This window comes from Stenotrophomonas maltophilia (assembly GCF_023518235.1).
GTDB lineage: Bacteria > Pseudomonadota > Gammaproteobacteria > Xanthomonadales > Xanthomonadaceae > Stenotrophomonas.
This window is the reverse complement of record NZ_CP090423.1, coordinates 3,470,254-3,495,480: the sequence shown is the minus strand read 5'-3', so window position 1 is coordinate 3,495,480 and position 25,227 is coordinate 3,470,254. Positions and strand designations below refer to the sequence as shown.

Below are 25,227 nucleotides of genomic sequence, written 5' to 3'. Positions count from 1 at the left end.
GCAAGCCCTCGGGGTCTTCTATAATAGCCCCTCCCCGCCCCTCTCCAGCGCCAGCCCATGGGCGCGAAGGCTTCGAGCTTGGCATCCCTGAACGATATGGCGCCCGCCCTGCGCGTGCGCGACCTGCGCAAGACCTACGACAACGGCACCCAGGCCCTGAAGGGGGTCTCCCTGGAAGTGGCCCCGGGCGATTTCTTCGCCCTGCTCGGCCCCAACGGCGCCGGCAAGTCGACCCTGATCGGCATCATCAGCTCCCTGGTCAACCTCAGCCAGGGCCAGGTGGAAGTGTTCGGCAGCGACCTGGTGCGCAACCGCAGCGCCACCATGCGCCTGATCGGGCTGGTGCCGCAGGAGATCAACTTCAACCTGTTCGAAAAGCCCTTCGACATCCTGGTGAACTACGCCGGCTTCTACGGCGTGCCGCGCGAGGAGGCCGAGCAGCGCGCCGAAGAAGAGCTCAAGCGCGCGCACCTGTGGGAAAAGGCGCAGGTCATGAGCCGCACCCTGTCCGGCGGCATGAAGCGCCGGCTGATGATCGCCCGCGCGATGATGACCCGCCCGCGCCTGCTGATCCTGGACGAACCGACTGCCGGCGTGGACATCGAGATCCGCCGTGACATGTGGCGCGTGCTGAAGGAGATCAATGCGGCCGGCACCACCATCATCCTCACCACGCACTATCTGGAAGAGGCCGAGTACCTGTGCCGGCACCTGGCGATCATCAACCACGGCCAGATCGTCGAGCAGGGGCCGATGCGCACCCTGCTGGCCAAGCTGGATGTGGAAGGCTTCCTGCTGGACATCGACGGTGAGTTGCCGGCGCAGCTGCCGGTGATCGAGGGCGCGACCCTGACCGCACCGGACCCGCACACGCTGGACATCGACATGCCGCGCGCGATGGACCTCAACCGCGTGTTCGCCACGCTGAACGAGGCCGGCATCCGCGTGCGTTCGATGCGTACCAAGAGCAATCGCCTGGAGGAGCTGTTCGTGCGCCTCACCGGCAACCTGGAGACCTCCGCATGAGCACCACCGAGCTGACCGACGGCCAGCGCAACCGCGTCGCACTGATGACCATCGTGCGCCGCGAAGTCGCCCGCATCATGCGCATCTGGGGCCAGACCCTGGTGCCGCCGGCGATCACCATGACCCTGTACTTCCTGATCTTCGGCGGCCTGATCGGTTCGCGCGTAGGTGACATGGGCGGTTACAGCTACATGCAGTTCATCGTGCCGGGCCTGGTAATGATGAGCGTGATCCAGAACAGCTACGGCAACATCAGCTCTTCGTTCTTCGGCGCAAAGTTCGGCCGCCACGTGGAAGAGCTGCTGGTCAGCCCGATGCCGAACTGGGTGATCCTGTGGGGCTACGTGGCCGGCGCGGTGCTGCGCGGCCTGATGGTGGGCGTGATCGTGCTGATCATCGCCATGTTCTTCACCCCGGTGCGCATCCCGCACCCGCTGGTGACGCTGAGCACGGTGCTGCTGGGTGCGACGATCTTCTCGCTGGCCGGCTTCATCAACGCGGTGTACGCCAAGAAGTTCGACGACGTGGCGATCGTGCCGACCTTCATCCTGACCCCGTTGACCTACCTGGGCGGCGTGTTCTATTCGGTGAAGCTGCTGCCGACCTGGGCCGAGGCCGCCACCCATGCCAACCCGATCTTCTACATGGTCAACGCGTTCCGCTATGGCCTGCTGGGCAGCAGTGATGTGCCGCTGTGGGTGGCCTACGCGCTGATGATCGGTTTCGTGGTGGTGCTGACTGCGGTGGCGCTGTGGCTGCTGCGCCGTGGCGTGGGCATGCGCAGCTGAGCCCTGCCATGGTCGTGCCGGCCGCTGATGAAGCGCCGGAGACCGTTGCCCTGGAGAGCCGAGCCCATGCTCGGCTCTTTTTCGCCTGCAATCTCCGGCACAATCGCAGTTCTGATTCCCCCAGAACACGGTGAACGTGCAATGCGCATCCTGATCCTCGGCGCCGGCGGTACCGGCGGTTACTTCGGTGGTCGCCTGGCCCAGGCCGGCGTCGATGTCACCTTCCTGGTGCGCCCGGCACGCGCTGCACAGCTCGGCCGCGATGGTCTGGTCATCCGCAGCCCGATCGGCGATGCCCGCTTCCCGGTGCAGCACGTCACCGCCGACGCCCTGCCCGCGCTCGCTGCAGAAAAGCCCTTCGATCTGGTCATCCTCAGCTGCAAGGCCTATGACCTGGACAGCTCGATTGACGCCATCGCCCCGGCCGTGGGTGCAGGTACCACCGTGCTGCCCATCCTCAATGGCCTGCATCACTACAACGCACTGGATGCGCGCTTCGGTCGTGAGGCGGTGCTGGGCGGCCTGTGCTTCATCAGCGCCACCAAGGCCGCTGATGGCGCCGTGCTGCACCTGGGCAAGCCGGCCAAGCTCACCTTCGGCGAGCGCGATGGCGGCGCGATCTCCGCGCGCGTGCGCGGCTTTGCCGCCGCCTGCGCGCAGGCCGATCTTGATCACCTGGCCAGCGAACGCATCGGCCAGGAGCAGTGGATCAAGTACACCTTCCTGACTGCACTGGCAGCTGCCACCTGCCTGCTGCGTGCGGACATCGGCACCATCGTCGCCACCGATGATGGCCAGGCCATCGTGCGCGGCCTGTACGACGAATGCCTGGCGGTGGCCGAAGCAGCCGGTGAACCGATTCCCGACAGCGCGCAGGACATCGCGCGCGGCACCTTGACCCAGGCAGGATCTGCGCTGAAGGCCTCGATGCTGCGTGACCTGGAAGCCGGCCAGCAGGTGGAGGCCGAGCAGATCGTCGGCGACATGCTGGCGCGTGCGCGCAAGGCCGACCAGGAAGGCCTGTTGCTGCAGGTCGCCTACAGCAGCCTGCAGGCCTACCAGGCCCAGCGCGGCGGGTGAGCCAGTCGTTGCGGGCCGGCGCGCTGCCGGCGCGGGTGCTGATCCTCGGTCTGGGCTGGAGCGGACGCGTGCTGGCCACGCACCTGCAGGCGCAGGGCGTACACGTGGCCGGCACAGTGCGCGACCCGTCGTCGGCGCCGGACGATGGCCTGCTGCGGCATCCACTGCGCAGCGACACCCCACCGTCACCTGCCCTGCTCGATGAGATCGCACGGGCCGACGCCGTGCTGTGCAGCGTGCCGCCGGATGCCGAGGGCGACCCGGCACTGCGCCTTCTGCTGCCGGCACTGAAGGGCAGCCCGGCACTGCGCTGGGTCGGCTATCTGTCGTCCACGTCGGTGTATGCCGACCGCGCCGGCGGCTGGGTGGACGAGCGCAGCGCAGCCGATGCCACCGACGTGGCCGGCGAGCAGCGCAGGCGCGCCGAGGCCCAGTGGCGCGCCCTTGCGGAAGAACGCGGTATGGCCTCGGCGGTGTTCCGCCTGCCGGGGCTGTATGGTCCTGGCCGCAACGCCCTGCTGCAACTGGCCGAGGGCCGTGCCCGCCGCGTGATCCGCCCGGACCTGGTGTTCAACCGCCTGCATGTGCAGGACCTGGCAACCGTCATCACCGCAGCGATGCAGCGACCCACCCTGCAGGGGCTGTACCTGCCCAGCGACGACGCACCGGCACCGCCGCAGGATGTGCTGGCCTTCGCCGCGCAGCTGGGCGGGTTTGCGCTGCCCCCTGCCGTGGCCTGGGACGATCCGGTGCTGAGCCCGACGCTGCGGCGCTTCTATGAGAGCAACAAACGCATCGATAGTCGTGGCACGCGCCAAGCCTTGGGCTGGGAGCCGAGATTTCCAACGTATCGGGAAGGGCTGCAGGCGCTGGCCGCTTCGCTCGCCGGGCATGGCCCGGCGCTACCGGACAGCTCCTTGTAGAGCCGAGCCCATGCTCGGCTGCTCTTTGCGTCTTTCGCGCTGCGCGCGATAAGCCGAGCATGGGCTCGGCTCTACGGATCAACCGACGTCGGGCAGCCGGAAGAACGTGCGCGTGGCCGCCGTGGCATTGGCCGCGGTCACCGCCACGTCCTCGCCACGGTCGCGCGCCAGTTCCTCGACGATGTGCGACAGGAACATCGGTTCATTGCGGCGGTCCTTCGGCATCGGCTTCAGCGTGCGCGGCAGCAGGTACGGCGCGTCGGTCTCGATCATCAGGCGGTTGGCCGGGATGTTCTTCACCAGTTCGCGCAGGTGCGCGCCACGGCGCTCGTCACACAGCCAGCCGGTGATACCGATGTACCAGTCCTGGTCCAGGTAGTCGAACAGTTCGTCGCGTTCACCGGTGAAGCAGTGCACCACCGCCGGGCCCAGACGGCCCTCGAAGTTCTTCATCTGCGCCATGAAGTCGGCATGCGCGTCGCGCTGGTGCAGGAAAAGCGGCTTTCCATTCTCGGCCGCCAGCTGCAGCTGGCGCTCGAACGCGCGGTGCTGGGCCGGGCGCGGCGAGAAATCGCGGAAGTAATCCAGCCCGCACTCACCCACCGCCACCACTTCCGGTTGCGCGTGCAGCGCGCGCATTTCGGCATCGCATTCCTCGGTGTATTCCACCGCATGATGCGGGTGCACGCCGGCGGTGGCATACAGGAAGCCCGGATGCTGTTGCGCCAGCTGCAGGGCCAGCGGCGAGTGCTCGCGGCTGGCGCCGGTGATGACCATCTGCACCACGCCGGCCTGGCGCGCGCGGTCCAACACGGCGTCACGGTCGCGGTCGAAGGAATCGTGGGTCAGGTTGGCGCCGATATCGATCAGGTGCATGGTCATCGCGGGGGAAAAGTGCCTGCTCATTGTACCTGTGCCCGCCGTGGCCCCTTATCCTTTGCACATGAACGCCCCGCTCTTCCCGATTTCCCCGCTGCTGCCGCAGATCCAGCAGCACCTGGCCGCGCAGCCGCGGCTGGTGCTGGAAGCCCCGCCCGGCGCCGGCAAGACCACCCAGGTGCCGCTGGCGCTGCTGGATGCGCCGTGGCTGCTGGGCAGGAAGATCATCCTGCTGGAGCCGCGCCGGGTGGCCGCACGCAGCGCCGCGCTGTTCATGGCGCGGCAGCTGGGCGAAGAGGTGGGCGGCACCGTCGGCTACCGCATCCGCTTCGAGAACAAGGTTTCGTCGCGCACGCGCATCGAGGTGGTCACCGAAGGCATCCTGACCCGCATGCTGCAGGACGACCCGATGCTGGAAGAGGTCGGCGCGATCCTGTTCGACGAATTCCACGAGCGCCACCTCAGTGGCGATCTCGGCCTGGCCCTGGCGCTGGACGTGCAGGCGCAGCTGCGCGACGACCTGCGCCTGGTGGTGATGTCGGCCACGCTGGATGGCGAGCGGCTGGCGCGCTTCCTCGATGCACCGCGCCTGAGCAGCGAGGGCCGCAGCTACCCGGTGGCGATCAGCCATTTCCCGGCGCGCCGCGATGAAGCGCTGGAGCTGCAGGTGCGCCGCGCGGTGCAGCAGGCGCTGGCCGAACACCCCGGTGACCTTCTGGTGTTCCTGCCCGGCCAGCGCGAGATCGCGCGCGTGCAGGCGGGGTTGCAGGAATCGCTGGATGCCGGCATCGAGGTGCTGGCGCTGCATGGCGAGCTGCCGGTGGAACAGCAGGCGCGCGTATTGCAGGCCGCCAGTGACGGCCGCCGCCGCGTGGTGCTGGCCACCAACGTGGCCGAGTCCTCGGTGACCCTGCCTGGCGTGCGCGTGGTGATCGACAGCGGTCAGGCGCGCGAACCGCGCTACGACCCCAACAGCGGCTTCACCCGGCTGGACGTGGTGGCCATCGCGCAGGCCTCGGCCGACCAGCGTGCCGGCCGTGCCGGACGCGTGGCCGAAGGCGTGGCCTGGCGGCTGTGGCCACAGTCGCAGCGGCTGGAGCCACAGCGCCGCGCCGAGATCGACCAGGTGGAACTGGCCGGGCTGGCGCTGGAACTGGCCGCCTGGGGCAGCAGCGACCTGCGCTTCCTCGATCCGCCACCGTCAGGACCGATGGGTGCGGCGCGCGAACTGCTGCAACGCCTGGGTGCACTGTCGGACTCCGGCGCGATCACCGCGCTCGGGCGCCGCGTGCTGGCGCTGGGTACGCACCCGCGCATGGCGGCGATGCTGCTGGCCGCGCCGGATGCACGCGCGCAGGCGCTGGCGGCGGATCTGGCCGCACTGCTGGAAGCCCGCGATCCGCTGCGCCAGGGTGGCGATGCCTTGGCAGCGCGCTGGCGTGCGCTGGCTGCCTTCCGCGGTGGACGTGCGCCGGCCGACGCCAATCGCAGTGGGCTTGCCGCCATCGATGCCGCTGCCAAACAGTGGCGCCGACGCCTGCGCTGCGACACCGCGCCACCGACCAGCATCGAGGCGCACGAACTGGGTGACCTGCTCGCGCATGCCTTCCCCGACCGCATCGGTTTCCGGCATCCCACCGATCCGCTGCGCTACCTGCTGGCCAATGGCCGCAGCGCGCGCCTGCACGAACTGAGCGACCTGCGTGGCGAACCGTGGCTGGTGGCCAGCGAACTGCGCTTCGAAGCGCGCGATGCGCTGCTGCTGCGCGCGGCACCGGTGGACGAAGATGCCCTGCGCAAAGCGTGGCCGGAGCGCTTCGTCACCGAGGATGTGGTGCGCTGGGACAGTGAACGCCGCGCCCTGGTGGCGCTGCGCGAAAGCCGTTTCGACCGCATCGTGCTGGACAGCCGCTCGGCCGGCCGGGTCGATCCGCAGCACGCTGCACAGGCACTGACCGATGCGGTGGCCGAGCTCGGCCTGCAGGCATTGCCGTGGACCGAAGGACTGCGCCAGTGGCAGGCGCGGGTCGAGTCGCTGCGACGCTGGATGCCGGAACTCGGGTTGCCCGATTGCAGTGACGCTGCGCTGCTGGCCAACCGTGCGCAGTGGCTGCAACCGGCGTTCGCTGGCAAGAGCCGGCTGGACGCGCTGGACGAAGCCAGTTTCGGCGAGGCGCTGAAGTCGCCGCTGGAGTGGTCGCAGCGGCAGCTGGTCGAGCGCCATGCGCCGACCCGCATCACCGTGCCTTCAGGCTTGGAACGGCCGATCACCTACGCGTTGGACAGCGAAAGCGGCGAGCCGTTGCCACCAGTGCTGGCGGTGAAGCTGCAGGAACTGTTCGGCCTGGCCGACACCCCGCGCATCGCCGATGGCCGCGTGCCGTTGACCCTGCACCTGCTGTCGCCCGGCGGACGCCCGTTGCAGGTCACCCAGGACCTGCGCAGTTTCTGGGAAAACACCTATGCCGAGGTGAAGAAGGAAATGAAGGGGCGCTACCCGCGCCATCCGTGGCCGGATGACCCGTGGACGGCCACGGCCACGCACCGCGCCAAGCCACGCGGAACCTGAGGGGCGGGGTCGGATCCCATTGCATCGCAATGGGATCCGAGCCCACCCTGCCCGATCCTGAATGGCTGCGGTAGAGTCACGCCACGCGCGACGCCGACTGACATACCGTTTACGGGCAACACGCGACACTGGACTTCGACCCGAGGCAAAGGACCCCCGCATGAGCAAGCTGACCGTAATCACCGACCGCGCTCTGGAGCGCGCCCTGGAACTGGCCCACACGGCCGGCGATGGCCTGAAGAGCGCCGGTGGCAGCCTGCGCAATGCGGACTGGATCAAGACCGGTGCCGCCATCGGCGCGGTAAAGACCGGCGGCAAGGCCGCCACCAAGTTCGTGCGCCGCAACCCGGCGGTGGCCGTGGCCGCTGCAGCGGTGGGTGTGGGCCTGCTCGGCTATGCGCTGTACCGCAAGCAGCAGAAGAAGGCCGCCAATGGCCAGGTGGTGGATGGCCAGGCGCATCGCATCAGTGCACGTGACCGTCGCAATGCCACCGTGGTTGACGAGCACAGCGACATCGGCAGCGACGCCTGAGTTGCCGAGTGGGTCAGACCCCTTCCTGCGGAAGGCCTCTGACCCCATCAGCCTGTGAGGGCCGGACGCCACAAGGCCTCCGGCCCTTTCTGTTTCAGCCGATCTGCCGCCACTGTCCCGGCTGCAGATCGTCCAGCCGGTACGGCCCCATCGATACGCGCACCAGGCGCAGCGTCGGCAGGTTCACCGCTGCGGTCATCCGGCGCACCTGCCGGTTGCGGCCCTCACGGATCGTGATCGCCAGCCAGCTGTCGGGCACGGTCTTGCGGAAGCGCACCGGCGGATCACGTGTCCACAGCGACGGCGCCGGATCGAGGCGCTCGATCTTCGCCGGCAGCGTCGGCCCGTCGTTGAGAACCACGCCGTCGCGCAGCTGTTGCAGCTGCTCATCGCTGGGCGTGCCTTCCACCTGCACCCAGTAGGTCTTGTTGGCCTTGTGCTTCGGGTCGGTCAGCTTGTGCGCCAGCGTGCCGTTGTCGGTCAGCAGCAGCAGGCCCTCGCTGTCATGGTCGAGCCGGCCAGCGGCATACACGCGCGGCGGCAGGCCGAACCCGGCCAGCGTCGGCCGCGGCGGCACGCTGCGGTCGGTGAACTGGCAGAGCACGTTGAAGGGCTTGTTGAAGGCGATCAGCATTGCGGGCACGGCAGGCGGCGGATGGCACATTGTCCCACGCCGCGCCACGCGCCACGTCCCTGTAGTGCCGAGCCCGTGCTCGGCGGCTGTTGTTCCCTGTCGCGCTGCGCGCGATGAGCCGAGCATGGGCTCGGCTCTACAGGGTCAGCGCTGCCCCCTTACGGCTTGATGAAGCGCAGGGTCATGCGGTCGCTTTCGCCGATCGCCTGGTACTTCGCGTCGTCGGCCTTGTCGTGCTGGTTGGTCGGCGGCAGCGTCCACACGCCGTTCGGGTGGTCCTTGGTGTCACGCGGGTTGGCGTTGACCTCGCTGCGCGCATCCAGCTTGAAACCGGCGGTCTCGGCCATCGCGATCACCTGCTGCTGGCCGACATAGCCGGTGTCATCGTCGTCGGCCACGTCGGCCTTGGCGCGATGCTCAACCACGCCCAGCACGCCGCCCGGCTTGAGCACGTTGAAGAAGCCCTGGAACATGCCCTGGGCCTGGCCGGCCTTGCGCCAGTTGTGCACGTTGCGGAAGGTCAGCACCACGTCGGCCGAATTGGCGGGGCCGAACACCGGCTTGGCCGGATCGTAGGCCACCACGGCGGTCTTGCCGAACTGCGCCGGTGCAGCGGCGTACTTCTTTTCCAGGCTGTCGCGGCTGCGTTGCTGGTAATCGCGGCCACGACCTTCGGCCACCGCCATCGGATCGACCACGGCGGCGATGTACTGGCCCTTGTCATGCAGCAGCGGCGCCAGGATTTCCGAGTACCAGCCGTTGCCGGGGGTGATCTCGATGACGGTCTTCTCCGGTGCGACCCTGAAGAACGACAGCGTCTGCGCGGGATGGCGATAGGTGTCGCGCTTGGCATTGTTGGCATCGCGGGTCGGCGCCTTCACCGCCGCATCGATGGCCGGCGAAACCTGGATCTTCGCCGGTGCCACCGAGGCCGGTGCGGCGAATGCGGGAACAGCGGCAAGCAGGGCCGAAGCAAGCAGCAGGCGGCAACCACGCAGGGACGAAGCAGGCATCATCGGAGCGACTCCAGCGGAAGATGCGGCGAGACTAGCAGCCGCAGCGCCCCAGGTGTTCACAAAACGTTATCGACGTGCGCGTTGCGGAACACTGTTTTGTGGCCACCGCCGCAGCACGGTCACACAACGCGCTCTATTCTGGAGCACTTCCCCCAAGGAGTCCGTGTCCATGACGGCAACCCGCGAACTGGGCCGTTCCGGCCTGCATGTACGTCCGCTCGCCTTCGGCGGCAACGTGTTCGGCTGGAGCGCCGATGAAAGGGCCAGCTTCGCCCTGCTCGACGCCTTCGTCGATGCCGGCTTCAACCTGGTCGACACGGCCGATGTGTATTCGGCCTGGGTGCCCGGCAATGCCGGCGGCGAATCGGAAACGCTGATCGGCAAGTGGTTCGCGCGCAGCGGCAAGCGCGACAAGGTGGTGCTGGCGACCAAGGTGGCCAAATGGGCCGAACGCCCCGGCCTGACCCCGGACAACATCAATGCCGCCGTGGAAGATTCGCTGCGCCGGCTGCAGACCGACGTGATCGATCTGTACCAGGCCCACGAGGACGACGAATCCACACCGCTGGAGGCCACGCTGGCCGCCTTCGGTCGCCTGATCGAAGCCGGCAAGGTGCGCGCCATCGGTGCCTCCAACTACAGCGCCACGCGCCTGGCCGATGCGCTGAAGGTGTCCACCGACTACAAGCTGCCGCGTTACGAAACCCTGCAGCCGGAGTACAACCTGTACGACCGTGCCGGCTACGAAAGCGAGCTGGAACCGCTGGTGCAGCGCGAACAGATCGGCGTGATCGGTTACTACGCGTTGGCCAGCGGCTTCCTCAGCGGCAAGTACCGCACGCCGGCCGATGCGGCCAAGAGCCCGGCGCGTGGCGAGACGGTGGTGAAGCGCTATCTCAACCCGCGCGGCCTGCGCATCCTGCAGGCGCTGGATGACGTGGCCAGCAAGCACCGAGCGACCGCCGCGCAGATCGCGCTGGCGTGGCAGATCGCGCGTCCGTCGATCACCGCGCCGATCGTCAGCGCCACCGGCGTCGAGCAGCTGCACGAGCTGCTGGCGGCGGCGAGCCTGTCGCTGAGCGTGCAGGATGTCGCGCAACTGGACGCCGCCAGCACGGAAGCGTGAGACCTGGTAGTGCCGGCCGCTGGCCGGCATTGCACCCATACCGAAGAAAATAATTGAACAAAATGGTTGCGCACGACTAAATCGTGGTTTATCGTGCGCACCTCGTTTCAACAACCACTGGAAACCTCCCTTGAACGCGCATTCCGTCGCCATCGCCAAACTGCTGCCATGCCTGCGCATGGACGTGCTGGTGCGCGCGTTCGGCAAGGAAATCCAGCTGACAACGGCCTGATACCCGCCCTGCGGAGATCGGCCACCCCGATCTCCGAGGCTTGACGACGCCCTCGGAACGCAAGTCCCGGGGGCGTTTTCGTTTGCGTCGACACAAGGACCCGCGATGCCAGAACTGCACCCCGCGCGGCAGCCCGCCACGCACTGACCCAGGTTTTCCCGCCGCGCCGGAGGATTTTCTTCGTGCCAATGGCAACGCCTGGACATTATCTGCATCGCACCCAAACATTATCGCTCGCGATAATGTCGGTGGCCTGCACCCTCGACTACCAACGGTCCCGTTTCAACCACGGGCTGGTGCGCGCGGCGTTGCCGTGGCGTATGCCGGAGGTCGCGGACATGCCATCGCCTGGATCGCCTGCTGGAGGCAGGCGCCGGTTCGCCGGCACGCGGTTCGATTCCGCGCGGTTCACCACTGGATAGCTCAGTAGGGATAGAGCAACGGATCCTGATTCCGTCTGTCGTGGGTTCGACTCCCACTCCAACCACATGACCTTCCACGTCATGACCAGAAGCAACACCCGGGGCGCAAGCCCCAGCGGCCATCGTCGCCGGTCCTGCGAACGCCTCCGGGCGCCACAGGAACGGCAACGGACCGCACGCCGGGCCTCGGCCTGTCACTCCCATTGCCCCGTTCGGCTCCGGTGCTGTCTGCCGGCAGGAAGGGTAGCGAGGGCGATGACGCACCGCAGGCTCCGCGCGCGGACCGTCCGCCGATGGCCGCCCTCTTCCGCCGGCGGCGCAGCGTGTGCCGCCGGCCCTGCCACGACCTGTTCGACCCGGGTCATGGCATTCATTCCATCGGGTCGAATCACCAGAGCCATACAAGGGGAGACTCCCATGTTCTGGACCATCAAGGTCGTGATCGGCGACGGCGAGCGCGGCCTGGTGTATCGCAACCGTCGTTTCCAGCAGATCCTGCTGCCGGGTGTGCATCGCCTGTCGCTGTTCGGCGGCCGCCCGCAGGTGGACATTCACAGCGCATCGAAGGGCGCGGCCTACACCGGCAACGACCAGGACAGCCTGATCGAAGCGCTTGGCGCAACGCTGGACACGCACCTCGTGCTGGCCGACGTCGGCGCCGGGGAGGTCGGCCTGCTGCTGCGCAACGGCCGCATCGACGAGGTCCTGCCGCCGGGCAGCCGCCGTCTGTACTGGCGCGGTTCGGTCGACACCCAGGTGCGCGTGCTGGCGCTGGGTGACGAGCCGTACGTGCCGGTGGAGGTGCAGCAGCGCCTGGGTCAGCTGGGCGTGCTGCCGCGTGTGGCGGTGATCAGCACCGTGCCGAGCGAGTCGGTCGGCCTGCTGTTCATCGATGGCACGCTGCGGCAGACGCTGGGCGCCGGCCTGCACGCATTCTGGAACTTCAACGGCAACGTGTCGGTGGAGCGTGTGGAGCTGCGTACGCGTTCGCTGGACGTGTCCGGCCAGGAGCTGTTGAGCCGCGACAAGGTGACCCTGCGGGTGAACCTGGCCGCGACCGTGCAGGTGGTCGACCCGGTGCGTGCACACCGCACGCTGAGCAATGCCGATGAGTTCATCTATCGGCAGCTGCAGTTCGGCCTGCGCCAGGCGATCGCCGCACGCAGCCTGGACGAGCTGCTGGGTGACAAGGCGGCGCTGGACGGCGAGATCGCCGCCCATGTGCAGGCCGCGATCGAGGGCCACGGTGTACGCCTGCTCGGCGTCGGCATCAAGGACGTGATCCTGCCGGGCGAGATGAAGGAGATCCTCAACGGCGTGGTACTGGCCGAGAAGCAGGCCCAGGCCAGCGTGATCCGTCGCCGCGAGGAGGCCAACGCCACGCGTTCGCAGCTCAACACCGCAAAGCTGATCGAGGACAACCCGGTGCTGATGCGCTTGAAGGAACTGGAGGCGCTGGAGAAGGTCACCGAGAAGATCGACAAGCTCACCGTGTTCGGCGGCCTGGACGGCGTGCTGAAGCAGCTGGTGACGATCAGGTAGGGGGCAGCGGCGGCGCAGGGACGCGCCGCCGGCCCATCAAGGACATTCAACAAGACAATGGACACGCAACAGAACTATCAATGGCTGCACGCCGAGGGGACCACGCCGATCAAGGGCTGGGTCAACGGCGTGCCGCTGGAGGCACAGGCCCACGAGCAGCTGCGCAACATCGCCGCGATCCCGTTTGTCGGGCCGTGGGTGGCGGTGATGCCGGACGTGCACCTGGGCAAGGGCGCGACCGTGGGCTCGGTGATCCCGACCCGCGGTGCGATCATCCCGGCCGCGGTCGGCGTCGACATCGGCTGCGGCATGGCGGCCGTGCGTACCACGCTGCGCGCCAACGACCTGCCCGATGACCTTCGGCAGCTGCGCAACAGCATCGAGCGCAGCATCCCGGTCGGCAATGGGCGCGGCGGCGAGCATCAGCGCATGCCCGACAGCATCCACACCCGGCTGGTGCAGTCCGGGCTGGCCGCCGGGCTGGAGAAGATCAAGGACAGGCATCGGAAGATCCGCACCGACAAGCTCGACCGTCAGCTGGGTACGCTGGGCGGCGGCAATCACTTCATCGAGCTGTGCCTGGACGAGACGGACACGGTGTGGGTGATGCTGCACAGCGGCTCGCGTGGTACCGGCAACCTGATCGGCACCTACTTCATCGAGAAGGCGCGCGAGGAACTGGCACGGCGTGTGCTCGGCTTCCACCTGCCGGACAAGGACCTGGCGTTCTTCATGCAAGGCGAGCCGCTGTTCGACGACTACGTTGAGGCGGTGTCGTGGGCGCAGGACTACGCGCGGCAGAACCGCGAGGCGATGATGTCGCGGGTGCTGGCCGAGATGCGCCACCGCTTGCCGAAGTTCCAGCTGGCGGCAATGGCAGTGAACTGCCACCACAACTACGTGCAGAAGGAAACGCACCACGGGCAGGAACTGCTGGTGACGCGCAAGGGCGCGGTCAGTGCGCGCGAAGGCGAGCTGGGCATCATTCCCGGCAGCATGGGCACGCGTAGCTACATCGTGCGCGGCAAGGGCAACGCGGACAGCTTCCACAGCTGCAGCCACGGTGCCGGCCGGGTGATGAGCCGTGGCGCCGCACGCCAGCAGATCACGCTGGCACAGCATCGCGAAGCCACCGCACATGTGGAATGCCGCAAGGACAGCGGCGTGCTGGACGAGTCACCGGCAGCGTACAAGTCGATCGACGATGTGATGGCAGCGCAGCTGGATCTGGTCGATGTGGTGCATACGCTGCGGCAGGTGCTGTGCGTGAAGGGGTAATGGAACGGTGCCGGCCAAGGCCGGCACCCACCGCGCCCGATTGCGGTGGATCCATGCACTGCGTGGATGAAACAGCGCCGACCAAGGTCGGCACCTACCGGAACACGTGCGTTCAGCGCGGCACGCTGTCCTGGGCCACGAGCGCGTGATGCACGCCGATGCCTGCGCGCACGCCTTCGGCCATGGCCAGGGTGATGTTGCCGACCGTGGTCGCATCGCCGGCGGCGTACACGTTCGGCACCGAAGTCTGCTTCATCGCATCGACCTCGATCAGCACGCCCAACGGGCTCTCCGCCAACGCACAGCCCAGCTGCTGCACGAGCGGCGTCGCCATCGCCTGCGTGGCCGGCACGAACAGCGCGCGTTGCGCGATGCGGCGGCCATCGGCCAACTCCACTTCCAGCCAGGTCGGCTGATCGCCGTGCACAGCCACCACCGGCACCGTCTCGATCTGCACGCCGCGCTGCTGCATGGCGGCGCTCTCTTCGTCGGTGATCGCCAGGCCCTGGCTGAAAAAGGTGACATTGCCCCAGTCGGCAAACAACGGCGCCTTGGCGGCCGACATCGGATGACCGCCGAGCAGGCCGATGGCGCCGCCACCGACTTCATAGCCGTGGCAGTAGGGGCAATGCAGCACGGTGCTGCCCCAGCGCTCGGCCAGGCCCGGCAACACCGGCAGCTGGTCGGCGATGCCGCTGGCCAGCAGCAGCTTGCGCGCCGCCAGCACCTGGCCATCGGCGGTACGCACTTCCACACCGTCGGTGGTGGCATCGGCCTGCACGGCCTCGGCATGGAGCCAGCGCACACTGGGGTAAGCCAGCAGTTGCTGGCGCGCGGTCTTCAGCAGCTCGGCGCCACTGATGCCGTCCAGCCCGAGCACGCCGTGCGAGTGGCTGGCGAAGCGATTGCGCGGTGAACCGGCGTCAATGATCGTGACCGGCCGACGGGCACGCGCGAGGATCAGGCCAGCGGCGATGCCGGCATAGCTGCCGCCGACGATGAGCACATCAGGATTCATGGTGACCTTCCAGGGAGCGATGATGAGCGAGATGACGGGCGAAGTCGGCGCCGAGCTGATCCAGCGTGGTCGCCTGCAGGCGCGCTTCCAGTAGCCGCTGCGCCTCGCGCGCGCCCTCCAGCAGGGCGTTGTTGACCAGCTGCTGGATCGGGCAACCGCGGCCGGCATCGCGCGTACCGACCTGCACCAGCGCGGGCGCCCCGACGGCCAGATAGATGTCGTGCAGGGTGATCGCTGCGGCTTCGCGTGCCAGCTGGCTACCGCCACCGTGGCCGCGCGTGCTGTTCACCAGCCCGGCCTTGTGCATCTGGGCCAACAGGCGGCGGATCACCACCGGGTGCGTCGGCAGGCACGCGGCCAGCTGTTCGGAGGTGCGCGGGCCCTGCTGGCCGACCAGGTGGGCCATCACGTGCAGGGCGTCGGAGAGCGGGTTCGCGGATTTCATGTAACTACCATAGTTACATTTAAATCCCCTGTCGAGAGTCTGCTTTAGTTCCATCTGGACACATTTGTCCTATGAAATGTTTCCTTCACCTCCTTGAACGAAACACGAATGTGATGAGCGTCGCACTTCAGAGGGGATCGAAACCGGTCGATACCGCATCGCCCCTTCCCGAGAGTGCTCCCACATGAATGCGTCCACCCGTGCGCCGCGGCTGCAGTCCAAGCTGCTCGGCGCGGTTTCCGTTGGCTTGGCTGTGGTTCTGCTGTGCGCCCTGGCCGGCCTGGCTTCTGCCTGGTTGAAACTGTCCACCGAAGTTCCGCCCGAGGTCGCGCACAGCCGCGACGCCGAACGCCTGCAGCGCGAGTTCCGCGGCCAGGTGCAGGAATGGAAGAACGTGCTGCTGCGTGGCCACGACGATGCGCTGCGCAAGCTGCACCTGGATGCCTTTGACAGCGAAGGCCGCCTGGTCGAACAGCTGGCCAAGGGTCTGGCCAGCAGCCCCGATGCACGCACGCGCGAACTGGCGCAGGCGTTCACCGGCCTGCACGCGCAGCTGCAGCGCGATTACCACGCCGCGCTGCAGGCCTTCGCCGAAGCCGGCTACGCGCCGGCCGCCGGCGACAATCTGGTGCGCGGCAAGGATCGCCCGGTGGCGAGCGCCCTGGACGCGCTGAGCACGCACGCCACGCAGGTGGCCGAAGCGGCGGTGGCGGCGCGCTCGCAGCAGGCGCGGCAGACCCTGCTGCTGTGCGCGGCGCTGACCGTGCTGGCCGCGGTGCTGCTGCTGATGGGACTGGCCTGGTGGTTGCGACGCGCCGTGGTGCAGCCGGTGCTGGCGGTGGAAGCGGCCGCCCGCGCGGTGGCCGCCGGCGACCTGCAGCACGTGGTGCAGGTGCGCAGCCGCGACGAGATCGGCCGCCTGGCACAGGCCATGCAGGCGGTGCAGTCCACACTGCGCGGCGTACTGGATGCGCAGACCGCGATGGCGCAGGCGCATGAGGCCGGCACCATCAGCCACCGCATGGACGCCAGCGCCTTCCCCGGTGCGTTCGGCACCATGGTGGCCGACAGCAACACGCTGGTCGATGCGCACATCCGGGTGAAAATGCGCGCGATCGCGATCATGGGCCGTTATGCCATCGGCGACCTCAGCCAGGACATGGAGCGCCTGCCCGGCGAGAAGGCGGTGATCACCGAGGCGCTGGATGCGGTCAAGCACAACCTCGGCGCGATCAATGGCGAGATCCGTCGCCTGGCCGAAGCCGCCGCCGCCGGCGACTTCAGCCAGCGTGGCGACAGCGCGCGCTTCGAGCATGACTTCCGCGCGATGGTCGACGGCCTGAACCGCCTGATGCAGACCACCGAGCTGAACCTGGGCGAGGTCTCCAGCATGCTGCGCGCGATTGCCGATGGTCGCCTCGGCGCGCGCATGCATGGCGATTTCCAGGGCGTGTTCGCACGCATTGCCGGCGACGCCAACACCACCGCCGCACAGCTGGCGACCATCGTCACCGACATCAAGCACGCCTCCGGCAACATCCACACCGCTGCTGCGGAAATCGCCGCCGGCAACAACGACCTGTCGCGCCGCACCGAACAACAGGCCGCCAATCTGGAAGAAACCGCCGCTTCGATGGAGGAACTGACCTCCACCGTGCGCCAGAACGCCGAGCACGCACGCCAGGCCAACCAGCTGGCAATCGGCGCGCACAGCGTCGCCTCGCAGGGCGGCAGCGTGGTCGGCCAGGTGGTGGCGACGATGGGCGCGATCGAGACTTCATCACGGCAGATCGCCGAGATCATCAGCGTGATCGATGGCATTGCGTTCCAGACCAACATCCTGGCCTTGAATGCCGCAGTGGAAGCGGCACGCGCGGGCGAGCAGGGCCGTGGCTTTGCCGTGGTGGCCAGCGAAGTGCGCACGCTGGCGCAGCGCTCGGCCGGTGCCGCGAAGGAGATCAAGGCGCTGATCGAAGCCTCGGTGGAACAGGTCGGCCACGGCGCGCAGCGCGTGCGCGAAGCGGGCGGCACCATGGCCGAGATCGTGGCGTCGGTGCAGCGCGTGACCGACATCATGGCCGAGATTTCCGCCGCCTCGCAGGAGCAGAGCGCGGGCATCGAGCAGGTCAGCCAGACGGTGATCCAGATGGATGGCACCACCCAGCAGAACGCCGCGCTGGTGGAAGAAGCCAGTGCCGCCGCGCGCAGCCTGGAACAACAGGCGAACCGCCTGATCGATGCGGTGGATGTGTTCGACCTGTCGAGCACCGCCGCAGCGAAGGACGCGCTGGCGCGCGCGGCCTGAGGGATCCGGTTGCCGGCCAGCGGCCGGCACTACCAGACGGGGTAGCGCCCGACCGTTGGTCGGGCGACGGCAGGATCAGTGCGGACCAACGGTCCGCACCCACCGAAACCTGCGGTAGTGCCGGCCGCTGGCCGGCAACCCAACGACCCGGCCGCAACCCTCAGCGCAGGTAATCGCTCCTGGCCATCGCCTCACCCAGGTAATCCAGGAACGAGCTGATCCGCGCCGACACCGCGGTGTTGCGGTAGTACACCGCGTGGATCGGCTGATACACAGCCAGCGTCTGCGCGGCCAGCACCGGCACCAGCGTGCCGGCGGCACGGTCGCGATCGGTGACGAAATCGGACAGGCAGCTGATGCCCACCCCTTCCACCGCCAGCCGGCGCAGGGTTTCGCCGCTGGATACCGCGATATCCGGGCGTACCAGCAACTGACCGTCGGCATCACCGGTCAACGGCCAACGGTTCAGCGACTCCGGTTCATTGAAGCCCAACAGGGTGTGCTGACCCAGCGCCGCCACACTGGCCGGCTCACCGTGCGTGGCCAGATAGGCCGGGCTGGCGACCAGCTGCAGCCGGCATCGCCCCAGCGAACGCGCATGCAGGGTGGAATCGGTCAGCGGGCCGATGCGGATGGCCAGGTCCGTGCGCCGTTCAAGCAGGTCGATATAGCGCTCGGAGCTGTTCAACTCCAGCTGCACCTCGGGGTAGCGCGCGCGGTAGCCGGACACCAGCGGCGCGATCACGTGCAGCACGAACGGCATCGCCGCATCCACGCGCAGGCGTCCGGCCGGACGCTCGCGGCGTGCGGCCATCTGTTCCTCGGCCGACTCCACCGCGTCGATGATGGCCCGCGCATGGCGCAGGTAGGCCTCACCCTCGGCGGTCAGGTGCAGGCGGCGCGTGGTGCGGGTCAGCAGGGTGGTGCCCAGCTTGTCCTCCAACCGTCCCAGCGCACGGCTCACGCCGGAAGGGGTCTGCCCCAGCTGCTCGGCAGCGGCACTGATCGAGCCACTGTCGATCACGGCGAGGAAGGCCTGCATTTCGTCGAGGGTGGTCTTCATGCCGCCATTATTGACCGACAGGCAAGAGTGATTGGCGTGAAGACCGGTTTTTCCGCAAAGGTGGGCCGCGCACACTGCGCGCCTTCCCTCTCTCTGGAGCCTGCCATGATCCGTGGCATTCCCCTCGCCCTGCTGGCCTTGACCCTCGGTGCCTTCGCCATCGGCACCACCGAGTTCGTCATCGTCGGCCTGATCCCGACCATCGCCGCCGACCTGCAGGTCAGCCTGCCTTCGGCCGGCCTGCTGGTCTCGCTGTACGCACTGGGCGTGGCCATCGGCGCACCGGTGCTGACTGCACTGACCGGCCGCGTGCCGCGCAAGCAGCTGCTGGTGGCGCTGATGGTGCTGTTCACCGTTGGCAACGTCATCGCCTTCCTGGCGCCGGGCTACACCTCGCTGATCGCTGCGCGCATCCTCACCGGCCTGGCCCATGGCGTGTTCTTCTCGATCGGCTCGATCATCGCCACTGCGGTGGTGCCGAAGGAAAAGGCGGCCAGTGCGATCGCCATCATGTTCACCGGCCTGACCGTGGCCCTGGTGACCGGCGTGCCGCTGGGCACCTTCATCGGCCAGCACCTGGGCTGGCGCGCCACCTTCCTGGCTGTGGCCGCGCTGGGCGTGATCGCCCTGCTGGGCGCGCTGCTGTTCGTGCCGCGCAACCTCCCGCAGAGCGTGCCGGCCAGTTTCCGCCAGCAGCTGGCGGTGCTGGCGCAGCCGCGCCTGTTGCTGGTCTATGCGATGACCGCGCTGGGTTACGGCGGTACCTTCCTGGCCTTCACCTACCTGGCGCCGATCCTGCAGGACGTCACCGGCTTCTCGGCCAATGCGGTCAGCCTGGTGCTGCTGGTGTACGGCGTGTCGGTGGCGATCGGCAACCTGTGGGGCGGCCGCCTGGCCGATCGCATGGGCCCGGTGCCGGCGCTGAAGCGCATCTTCGCGCTGCTGGCCATGGTGCTGTTCGTGCTCACCTTCACCGCCTACAACACCTGGCTGATGCTGCTGACGGTGCTGGCGCTGGGCGCGGTGGCATTCGGCAACGTGCCGGGCCTGCAGGTCTACGTGGTCAAGCAGGCGCAGCGCTACGCACCGCAGGCCAGCGACGTGGCCTCGGGCCTGAACATCGCCGCGTTCAACATCGGCATCGCGCTGGGCGCGTCGCTAGGGGGCCTGGTGGTGGAGCATATCGGCCTGATGCATACGCCGTGGCTGGGCGCGCTGGTGGTGGTGGGCGCGTATGCACTGACCGTGCTGAGCGGCCGCCTGGACCGTCGCGACGGTATCGATGACCGTGCCGAGGGCATTGCCGTGGCCGCACATTGATTCATGCAATGCAGCGTTGCCGGCATGCATACGGCACCTGTCCTACCCTCTTCCTTCTGCGACGCCCTCCCCCTTTGGAGCTTCACATGACTGTCCCCGCTTTTGGTCTCGGCACCTTCCGCCTGAAGGACCAGACCGTGATCGACTCGGTGCGCAATGCGCTGGACGTCGGCTACCGCGCCATTGATACCGCACAGATCTACGGCAACGAAGCCGAAGTCGGCCAGGCCATCGCCGAGTCCGGCGTGCCGCGTGATGATCTGTACCTGACCACCAAGGTGTGGATCACCGAGTTCAAGCGCGATGCGCTGCTGGCCAGCCTGCGTACCAGCCTGGAAAAGCTGCGCACCGACCGCGTCGATCTGGCGCTGATCCATTGGCCGTCGCCGAACGACAAGGTCGACGTGCCGATGGAGGAGTACCTGCCGGCGCTGGCCGAAGCCAAGGCGCAGGGCCTGACCCGCGCGATCGGCATTTCCAACTTCACCATCGCCCAGACCCGCAAGGCGATCGAGATCCTCGGTGCCGAGGCGATCACCACCAACCAGATCGAAATCCACCCGTACCTGCAGAACCGCCTGCTGGTGAAGTTCCTGCAGGACAACGGCATCCACATCACCGCCTACATGAGCCTGGCCTATGGCGAGGTGATCAAGGACCCGGTGATCCAGGCCATCGCCGGCCGCCACCAGGCCACGCCGGCACAGATCGCGCTGGCCTGGGCATTGCAGCAGGGTTACTCGGTCATTCCGTCTTCGACCAAGCGCGAGAACCTGGCCAGCAACCTGGAAGCGGCCGCGATCCGCCTGACCGACGAAGACATGGCGCAGATCGCCAAGCTTGATCGAGGGCACCGGCTGGCCAACCCGGAAGGCATTGCGCCGGCCTGGGACTGAAGAGCAGCCGCCGGGCATGGCCCGGCGGATCCATCAGGCCTGCAGCAACCATCCACGCATTGCCGCGCTGACTTCTTCAGGCTTCTCCATCGGCGCCAGGTGCCCGCAATCGGGCACCACCACCAGCTGCGAATGTGGCACCAGCGCGTGCATTTCCTCGCTCACCGCCAGCGGCGTGATGCGGTCGTTGGCACCGCACACGATCAGCAGCCGATCGCGGTAACCGGCCAGCACGTCATGGCCATCGCGCCGCTCCAACGCACTCTGGCGCAGGAACACCTCCGCGCCCAGGCGGGCAGTCATGTCGCGCACGCGCTGCACCAGCACGTAGTCGTCCAGCCGCGAGGCATCGATGTAGCTGCGCATCAGCGCATCGCCGAAGCCATGGAACCTGCCCGGCAGGCGCACGCTGGCGCGCTGGCTGCGGCGCTGTTCGGCACGCTCCGGTGAATCGGCATGGATCGAGGTATCGATCAACGCCAGCTGCATCACCCGTTCCGGTGCAATGCGCAGGATCTGCTGGGCGACGAAACCACCCAGCGAGAAGCCCGCCAGCGCGAAGCGTTGCGGCGCCTGTGCCAGCACATCCTCGGCCACCGCCTGCAGGGTCTCGCCACGGGTCTGGTCGCCCACCGTGCAGTCGGCGATATCGGCCAGGTCGGCCAGCTGCGCACGCCACAGCTCGGCATCGTTGAGCAGGCCGGGGAGCAGCAACAGAGGGATGCGGTCGGTCATGGCGCCATTGTCGCGCCAGCGGGGTGACGGAACCATGCCGCAACGGGTGATTGCACGGTAGAGTCGAGCTTGCTCGACGCTACGAAAAGCCCAGAGCGGTCGAGCACGGCTCGACTCTGCAGAAGGCACCCACACGGACGCGACCATGGCAGATCCCTACAACAGCAGCCCCACCTCCCCGCCCGCCCTGCGTTTCGACGACGCGCTGGTCACCACCGCCTTCGAGCTGCCCGGCCATCGGGTGGTGCGCAACCTGGGCGTGGTGCGCGGCATCACCGTGCGTTCGCGCTCGATCGTCGGCAATTTCCTTGGCGGCATCCAGACCCTGTTTGGCGGCAACATCACCATCTACACCGAGCTGTGCGAGCAGGCGCGCGAGGAAACCTACCGCGACATGGTCAAGCACGCGCGGCAGCTGGGCGCCAACGCGATCATCGGCATGCGCTACGACGCCACCGATGTGATGACCGGGCTGACCGAGGTGCTGTGCTACGGCACGGCGGTGGTGGTGGAGCCGCTGCGTTGAGGTGATCGCCGGGCATGGCCCGGCGCTACCGATGGGCGGCGATCACGCCACCGGGGGGACATCGGGCACTTCGACCTGCTGCACCGGCAGGGTCACCACCATCACCGTCGGGTCGTCCGGGTCGAGTCGGGTCTTGAAGCCCAGGCTCTGACACATCGCCAGCATGGTGCTGTTCTCGCGCAGCACCTGGCCTTCGACCACATCCAGGCCCAGCCACTTGGCGTACTCGATCATGATCGCCATCAGCCGCCAACCGATGCCGTGGCCCTTCAGGTCCGAGCGGATCAGGATGCCGTACTCCCCACGGTGGTAATCGGCATCGGCGTGCAGGCGCACCGCGCCGAGCATTTCGCCGCTGCGTGGTTCGATCGCCACCAGCGCGATCGAGCGCGCATAGTCGAGCTGGGTCAGGCGTGCGATGAACTCGTGACTGAAGTGCTTCACCGACTGGAAGAAGCGCAGGCGCAGATCCTCATCGCTGACCCGGGCGAAGAATGCGCGGAACAGTGCATCGTCTTCCGGCCGCACCGGGCGCACGAAGGCACGGCCGCCATCGGACAGTTCGATGGTGCGCTCCCACTCCTTCGGGTACGGGAACACCGAGAAGCGCGGATGGCCGCGGCCCTTGTGCAGGATGCGCGAGGGTGCCACCGCTACACGCGCGTCAAGGGCGAGGATGCCCTTGCTGTCGACCAGCAGTGGGTTGATGTCCAGCGTGCGCACTTCGGGAATATCGGCGGCCAGCTGTGCCAGCTTCACCAGCGCCAGGGCCAGCGCGCGCTCGTCGGCAGCCGGCACATCGCCATACGCCTTGAGGATGCGCGAGGCGCGGGTCTGACCGATCAGCTCATGGGCCAGGCGCAGATCCAGCGGCGGCAGCGCCAGTGCCTTGTCGTTGATCACTTCCACCGCCGTGCCGCCACGGCCGACCACGATCACCGGGCCGAACGTGGCGTCATCTGCGATGCCGACGATGATCTCGCGCGCCTTGGGTCGGACGATGGTTGGCTGCACCAGCAGGCCATCGATGCGCGCGTCCGGCCGCAGCTGTCGCGCGCGCGACAGGATCGCGTTGGCCGCGCTCTGCACCGCCGGCAGCGTGGCCAGGTTCAGGCGCACGCCATCGACCTGCGACTTGTGCGGAATGTCTGGTGACAGGATCTTCAGCGCCACGCTGGCACCACGCTCCAGCAGCGGTTGCGCCAGATCCATGGCCTCGTGCGCATCGCGCGCGTGCATCACCGGCGCCGACGGAATGCCGTAGGCCTTGAGCAGTTCGTGGGTGGCCAGCGGGTCCAGCCACTGCTGGCCGTTGGCCAGCGCCGCATCGACCAGCGCGCGTGCCGCCGCCGCGTCGACACTGAAGTCCTGCGGCAGGCTGGGCGGCGTTTCCATCAGCGCGTTCTGCGCCTCGCGGTAACGCACCAGATGCTGGAAGCCACGTACGGCCTCGGCCTCGGTGGGATAGGTCGGCACCCGCGCCGCGTTGAGCGTGGCGGTGGCCTGGTCATCGTTGCCCAGCCACACCGCGAACACCGGCTTGTCGCGGTGGTGACGCGGGCGCAGGCCGAGCGTGCGGGTCAGTGCCTGTGCGGCGTCGGCCGATGAGGTGAACGCGGTCGGCACGTTGACCACCATCACCGCATCGTTCTCGTTGTCGGCCAGCAGCGCCTCGATCGCCGCGGCGTAACGCTCACCGTCGGCATCGACCACGATGTCGACCGGATTGCTGCGCGACCAGCCCTGTGGCAGCACCTTGTCCAGGGTTTCCACGGTGCTGTCGGAAAGCTGTGCCAGGGTACCGCGCAGCGCCACCAGCTGGTCGACGGCGAGCCGGCCGACACCGCCGCCGTTGCTGAGAATGGCCAGGCGGCGGCCGGGGAACGTGCCCAGCCGGCCCAGCGATTCGGCGGCGGTGAACAGTTCGTCCAGCGCGCCCACGCGCAGCAGGCCGGCGCGGTTGAACGCGGCGCCGTACACATCATCGGCGCGCGCCAGTGCCTGCACATGGGTATCGCGGCTGCCCGGCTGCACGCGCTCGGCGCGACCGGATTTCACCACCACCACCGGCTTGGCGCGCGCGGCGGCACGTGCGGCCGACATGAACTTGCGTGCGTCCTTGATCTGCTCGACGTACAGCAGGATGGCGCGCGTGCGGTAGTCGGTGGCGAAGTAGTCGAGCAGGTCGCCGAAGTCGACGTCCAGCGTGTCACCCAGCGACACCACGGCAGAAAAACCGACCGAGCGCGCCACACCCCACTCCACCAGCGCAGCGGCAATGGCCGAGGATTCGGAGATCAACGCGAGGTCGCCGGCCTGCGGGAAATGCGCGGCGATGCTGGCGTTGAGGCGTGCGTGTGGCGCGATCACGCCCAGGCAGTGCGGGCCGAGGATGCGCAGGCCGTGCTTGCGCGCCACCGCCGCCACCTGCGCCGACAGCGAGTCCGGGCCTTCACCCAGGTGCGCGGTGAGGATGATCGCGGCCTGCACGCCACGCTCGGCGGCGGTACGCACCACCTGCGGCACGATCGCCGCCGGTGCGGTGATCACCACCAGGTCCGGCACCCAGTCCAGGTCCTTCAGCCGCTTGACCGTGCGGATGCCATCAATCTCGGCATGCCGCGGGTTGATCCACGCCACCTTGCCGGGGAAGCCGGTGCCGCGCAGGTTGCGCATCACCGCGCGGCCGGCCGAGCGCTCACGCGGGCTGCCGCCGATCACCGCGACCGACTGCGGACGGAACACGGACTGCAGGTGGTAGGTACTCATGCGCCTACGGTAACCAAATTCCATGGCGATGGGGTCAGATCCCTTGCCTCAGGAAAGGGCTCTGACCCCCGCGTGACCGTGGCGCGAGCCCACCAAGGTGGGC

The 25,227-nt window shown here is 68.0% G+C and carries 21 protein-coding genes and 1 tRNA gene; 14 read left to right on the top strand and 8 right to left on the bottom strand.

Annotated features, from left to right (window positions below; translation table 11 throughout):
• The first annotated feature begins 57 nt into the window (after positions 1–57).
• The 4 genes from LZ605_RS16320 (at position 58) to LZ605_RS16305 (ending at position 3,817) form a co-directional block, all read left to right on the top strand.
• Positions 58–1,026 (top strand): ABC transporter ATP-binding protein, encoded by a 969-nt coding sequence (locus LZ605_RS16320; protein WP_249842503.1) that lies wholly within the window; start codon positions 58–60, stop codon positions 1,024–1,026.
• Complete coding sequence (locus LZ605_RS16315; protein WP_107232578.1) at positions 1,023–1,814, top strand: ABC transporter permease; 792 nt, start codon at positions 1,023–1,025, stop codon at positions 1,812–1,814. The genes LZ605_RS16320 and LZ605_RS16315 overlap by 4 nt, the downstream gene beginning before the upstream one ends.
• A gap of 141 nt (positions 1,815–1,955) precedes the next feature.
• Positions 1,956–2,894: a 2-dehydropantoate 2-reductase gene (gene panE, locus LZ605_RS16310; RefSeq protein WP_249842502.1), complete on the top strand. Its 939-nt coding sequence runs from the start codon at positions 1,956–1,958 to the stop codon at positions 2,892–2,894.
• Positions 2,891–3,817, top strand: a complete 927-nt coding sequence (locus tag LZ605_RS16305; protein ID WP_249842501.1) for an epimerase — start codon at positions 2,891–2,893, stop codon at positions 3,815–3,817. The genes panE and LZ605_RS16305 overlap by 4 nt, the downstream gene beginning before the upstream one ends.
• A gap of 78 nt (positions 3,818–3,895) precedes the next feature.
• Here LZ605_RS16305 and LZ605_RS16300 read toward each other — a convergent pair whose 3' ends face one another.
• Positions 3,896–4,693 carry a TatD family hydrolase gene (locus LZ605_RS16300; protein ID WP_249842500.1) on the bottom strand — a complete coding sequence of 266 codons (798 nt, stop codon included), beginning with the start codon at positions 4,691–4,693 and terminating at the stop codon, positions 3,896–3,898.
• Positions 4,694–4,760: 67 nt separating this feature from the next.
• Between LZ605_RS16300 and hrpB the strand changes: the two genes are divergently transcribed.
• Positions 4,761–7,265 (top strand): ATP-dependent helicase HrpB, encoded by a 2,505-nt coding sequence (gene hrpB, locus LZ605_RS16295; RefSeq protein ID WP_249842499.1) that lies wholly within the window; start codon positions 4,761–4,763, stop codon positions 7,263–7,265.
• 160 nt (positions 7,266–7,425) lie between these two features.
• Entirely contained in the window at positions 7,426–7,797 is a 372-nt protein-coding gene (locus tag LZ605_RS16290) for a hypothetical protein (RefSeq protein WP_249842498.1), read from the top strand.
• A 94-nt stretch (positions 7,798–7,891) separates the two neighbouring features.
• Here the strand turns inward: LZ605_RS16290 and LZ605_RS16285 are convergent, their stop codons facing one another.
• A complete protein-coding gene (locus tag LZ605_RS16285; RefSeq protein ID WP_249842497.1) occupies positions 7,892–8,431 on the bottom strand; it encodes a pseudouridine synthase in 540 nt (179 codons plus the stop codon).
• A 158-nt stretch (positions 8,432–8,589) separates the two neighbouring features.
• Positions 8,590–9,447, bottom strand: a complete 858-nt coding sequence (locus LZ605_RS16280) for a class I SAM-dependent methyltransferase (protein ID WP_249842496.1) — start codon at positions 9,445–9,447, stop codon at positions 8,590–8,592.
• Between the two features lie 169 nt (positions 9,448–9,616).
• Here LZ605_RS16280 and LZ605_RS16275 point away from each other — a divergent pair, with 169 nt between their 5' ends.
• The 4 genes from LZ605_RS16275 to LZ605_RS16260 all read left to right on the top strand — a co-directional run bounded on the left by LZ605_RS16275 (position 9,617) and on the right by LZ605_RS16260 (position 14,047).
• The gene (locus tag LZ605_RS16275; RefSeq protein WP_249842495.1) at positions 9,617–10,573 is read left to right on the top strand and encodes an aldo/keto reductase; all 957 of its coding nucleotides are present in this window, start codon (positions 9,617–9,619) and stop codon (positions 10,571–10,573) included.
• A 647-nt stretch (positions 10,574–11,220) separates the two neighbouring features.
• Positions 11,221–11,292 (top strand) — tRNA-Gln (locus tag LZ605_RS16270).
• A gap of 352 nt (positions 11,293–11,644) precedes the next feature.
• The gene (locus LZ605_RS16265; RefSeq protein ID WP_249842494.1) at positions 11,645–12,769 is read left to right on the top strand and encodes a slipin family protein; all 1,125 of its coding nucleotides are present in this window, start codon (positions 11,645–11,647) and stop codon (positions 12,767–12,769) included.
• 57 nt (positions 12,770–12,826) lie between these two features.
• Positions 12,827–14,047, top strand: a complete 1,221-nt coding sequence (locus LZ605_RS16260; protein ID WP_249842493.1) for an RtcB family protein — start codon at positions 12,827–12,829, stop codon at positions 14,045–14,047.
• A gap of 112 nt (positions 14,048–14,159) precedes the next feature.
• Here LZ605_RS16260 and LZ605_RS16255 read toward each other — a convergent pair whose 3' ends face one another.
• Positions 14,160–15,065, bottom strand: coding sequence for an NAD(P)/FAD-dependent oxidoreductase (locus LZ605_RS16255; protein ID WP_249842492.1), 906 nt, complete (start codon positions 15,063–15,065; stop codon positions 14,160–14,162).
• Positions 15,055–15,510 carry an Rrf2 family transcriptional regulator gene (locus LZ605_RS16250; protein WP_249842491.1) on the bottom strand — a complete coding sequence of 152 codons (456 nt, stop codon included), beginning with the start codon at positions 15,508–15,510 and terminating at the stop codon, positions 15,055–15,057. The genes LZ605_RS16255 and LZ605_RS16250 overlap by 11 nt, the downstream gene beginning before the upstream one ends.
• A gap of 184 nt (positions 15,511–15,694) precedes the next feature.
• On the opposite strand from LZ605_RS16250, the gene LZ605_RS16245 reads away from it, so the two are divergent.
• Positions 15,695–17,815 (top strand): methyl-accepting chemotaxis protein, encoded by a 2,121-nt coding sequence (locus tag LZ605_RS16245; protein WP_249842490.1) that lies wholly within the window; start codon positions 15,695–15,697, stop codon positions 17,813–17,815.
• Between the two features lie 160 nt (positions 17,816–17,975).
• Here the strand turns inward: LZ605_RS16245 and LZ605_RS16240 are convergent, their stop codons facing one another.
• On the bottom strand, positions 17,976–18,878 hold the full coding sequence (locus tag LZ605_RS16240) for a LysR family transcriptional regulator (protein ID WP_249842489.1): 903 nt from the start codon (positions 18,876–18,878) through the stop codon (positions 17,976–17,978).
• A 105-nt stretch (positions 18,879–18,983) separates the two neighbouring features.
• Between LZ605_RS16240 and LZ605_RS16235 the strand changes: the two genes are divergently transcribed.
• Together LZ605_RS16235 and dkgB are read left to right on the top strand one after the other, a co-directional pair.
• Positions 18,984–20,198 (top strand): MFS transporter, encoded by a 1,215-nt coding sequence (locus LZ605_RS16235; protein ID WP_249842488.1) that lies wholly within the window; start codon positions 18,984–18,986, stop codon positions 20,196–20,198.
• Between the two features lie 86 nt (positions 20,199–20,284).
• A complete protein-coding gene (dkgB, locus tag LZ605_RS16230; protein ID WP_249842487.1) occupies positions 20,285–21,094 on the top strand; it encodes a 2,5-didehydrogluconate reductase DkgB in 810 nt (269 codons plus the stop codon).
• A gap of 33 nt (positions 21,095–21,127) precedes the next feature.
• Here the strand turns inward: dkgB and LZ605_RS16225 are convergent, their stop codons facing one another.
• Positions 21,128–21,829 (bottom strand): alpha/beta fold hydrolase, encoded by a 702-nt coding sequence (locus LZ605_RS16225; RefSeq protein ID WP_249842486.1) that lies wholly within the window; start codon positions 21,827–21,829, stop codon positions 21,128–21,130.
• A 145-nt stretch (positions 21,830–21,974) separates the two neighbouring features.
• Between LZ605_RS16225 and LZ605_RS16220 the strand changes: the two genes are divergently transcribed.
• Positions 21,975–22,355 carry a YbjQ family protein gene (locus LZ605_RS16220; RefSeq protein ID WP_107232596.1) on the top strand — a complete coding sequence of 127 codons (381 nt, stop codon included), beginning with the start codon at positions 21,975–21,977 and terminating at the stop codon, positions 22,353–22,355.
• Positions 22,356–22,397: 42 nt separating this feature from the next.
• On the opposite strand, the gene LZ605_RS16215 is transcribed toward LZ605_RS16220, so the two are convergent.
• Positions 22,398–25,124: a bifunctional acetate--CoA ligase family protein/GNAT family N-acetyltransferase gene (locus LZ605_RS16215; RefSeq protein WP_249842485.1), complete on the bottom strand. Its 2,727-nt coding sequence runs from the start codon at positions 25,122–25,124 to the stop codon at positions 22,398–22,400.
• Between the last annotated feature and the right edge of the window lie 103 nt (positions 25,125–25,227).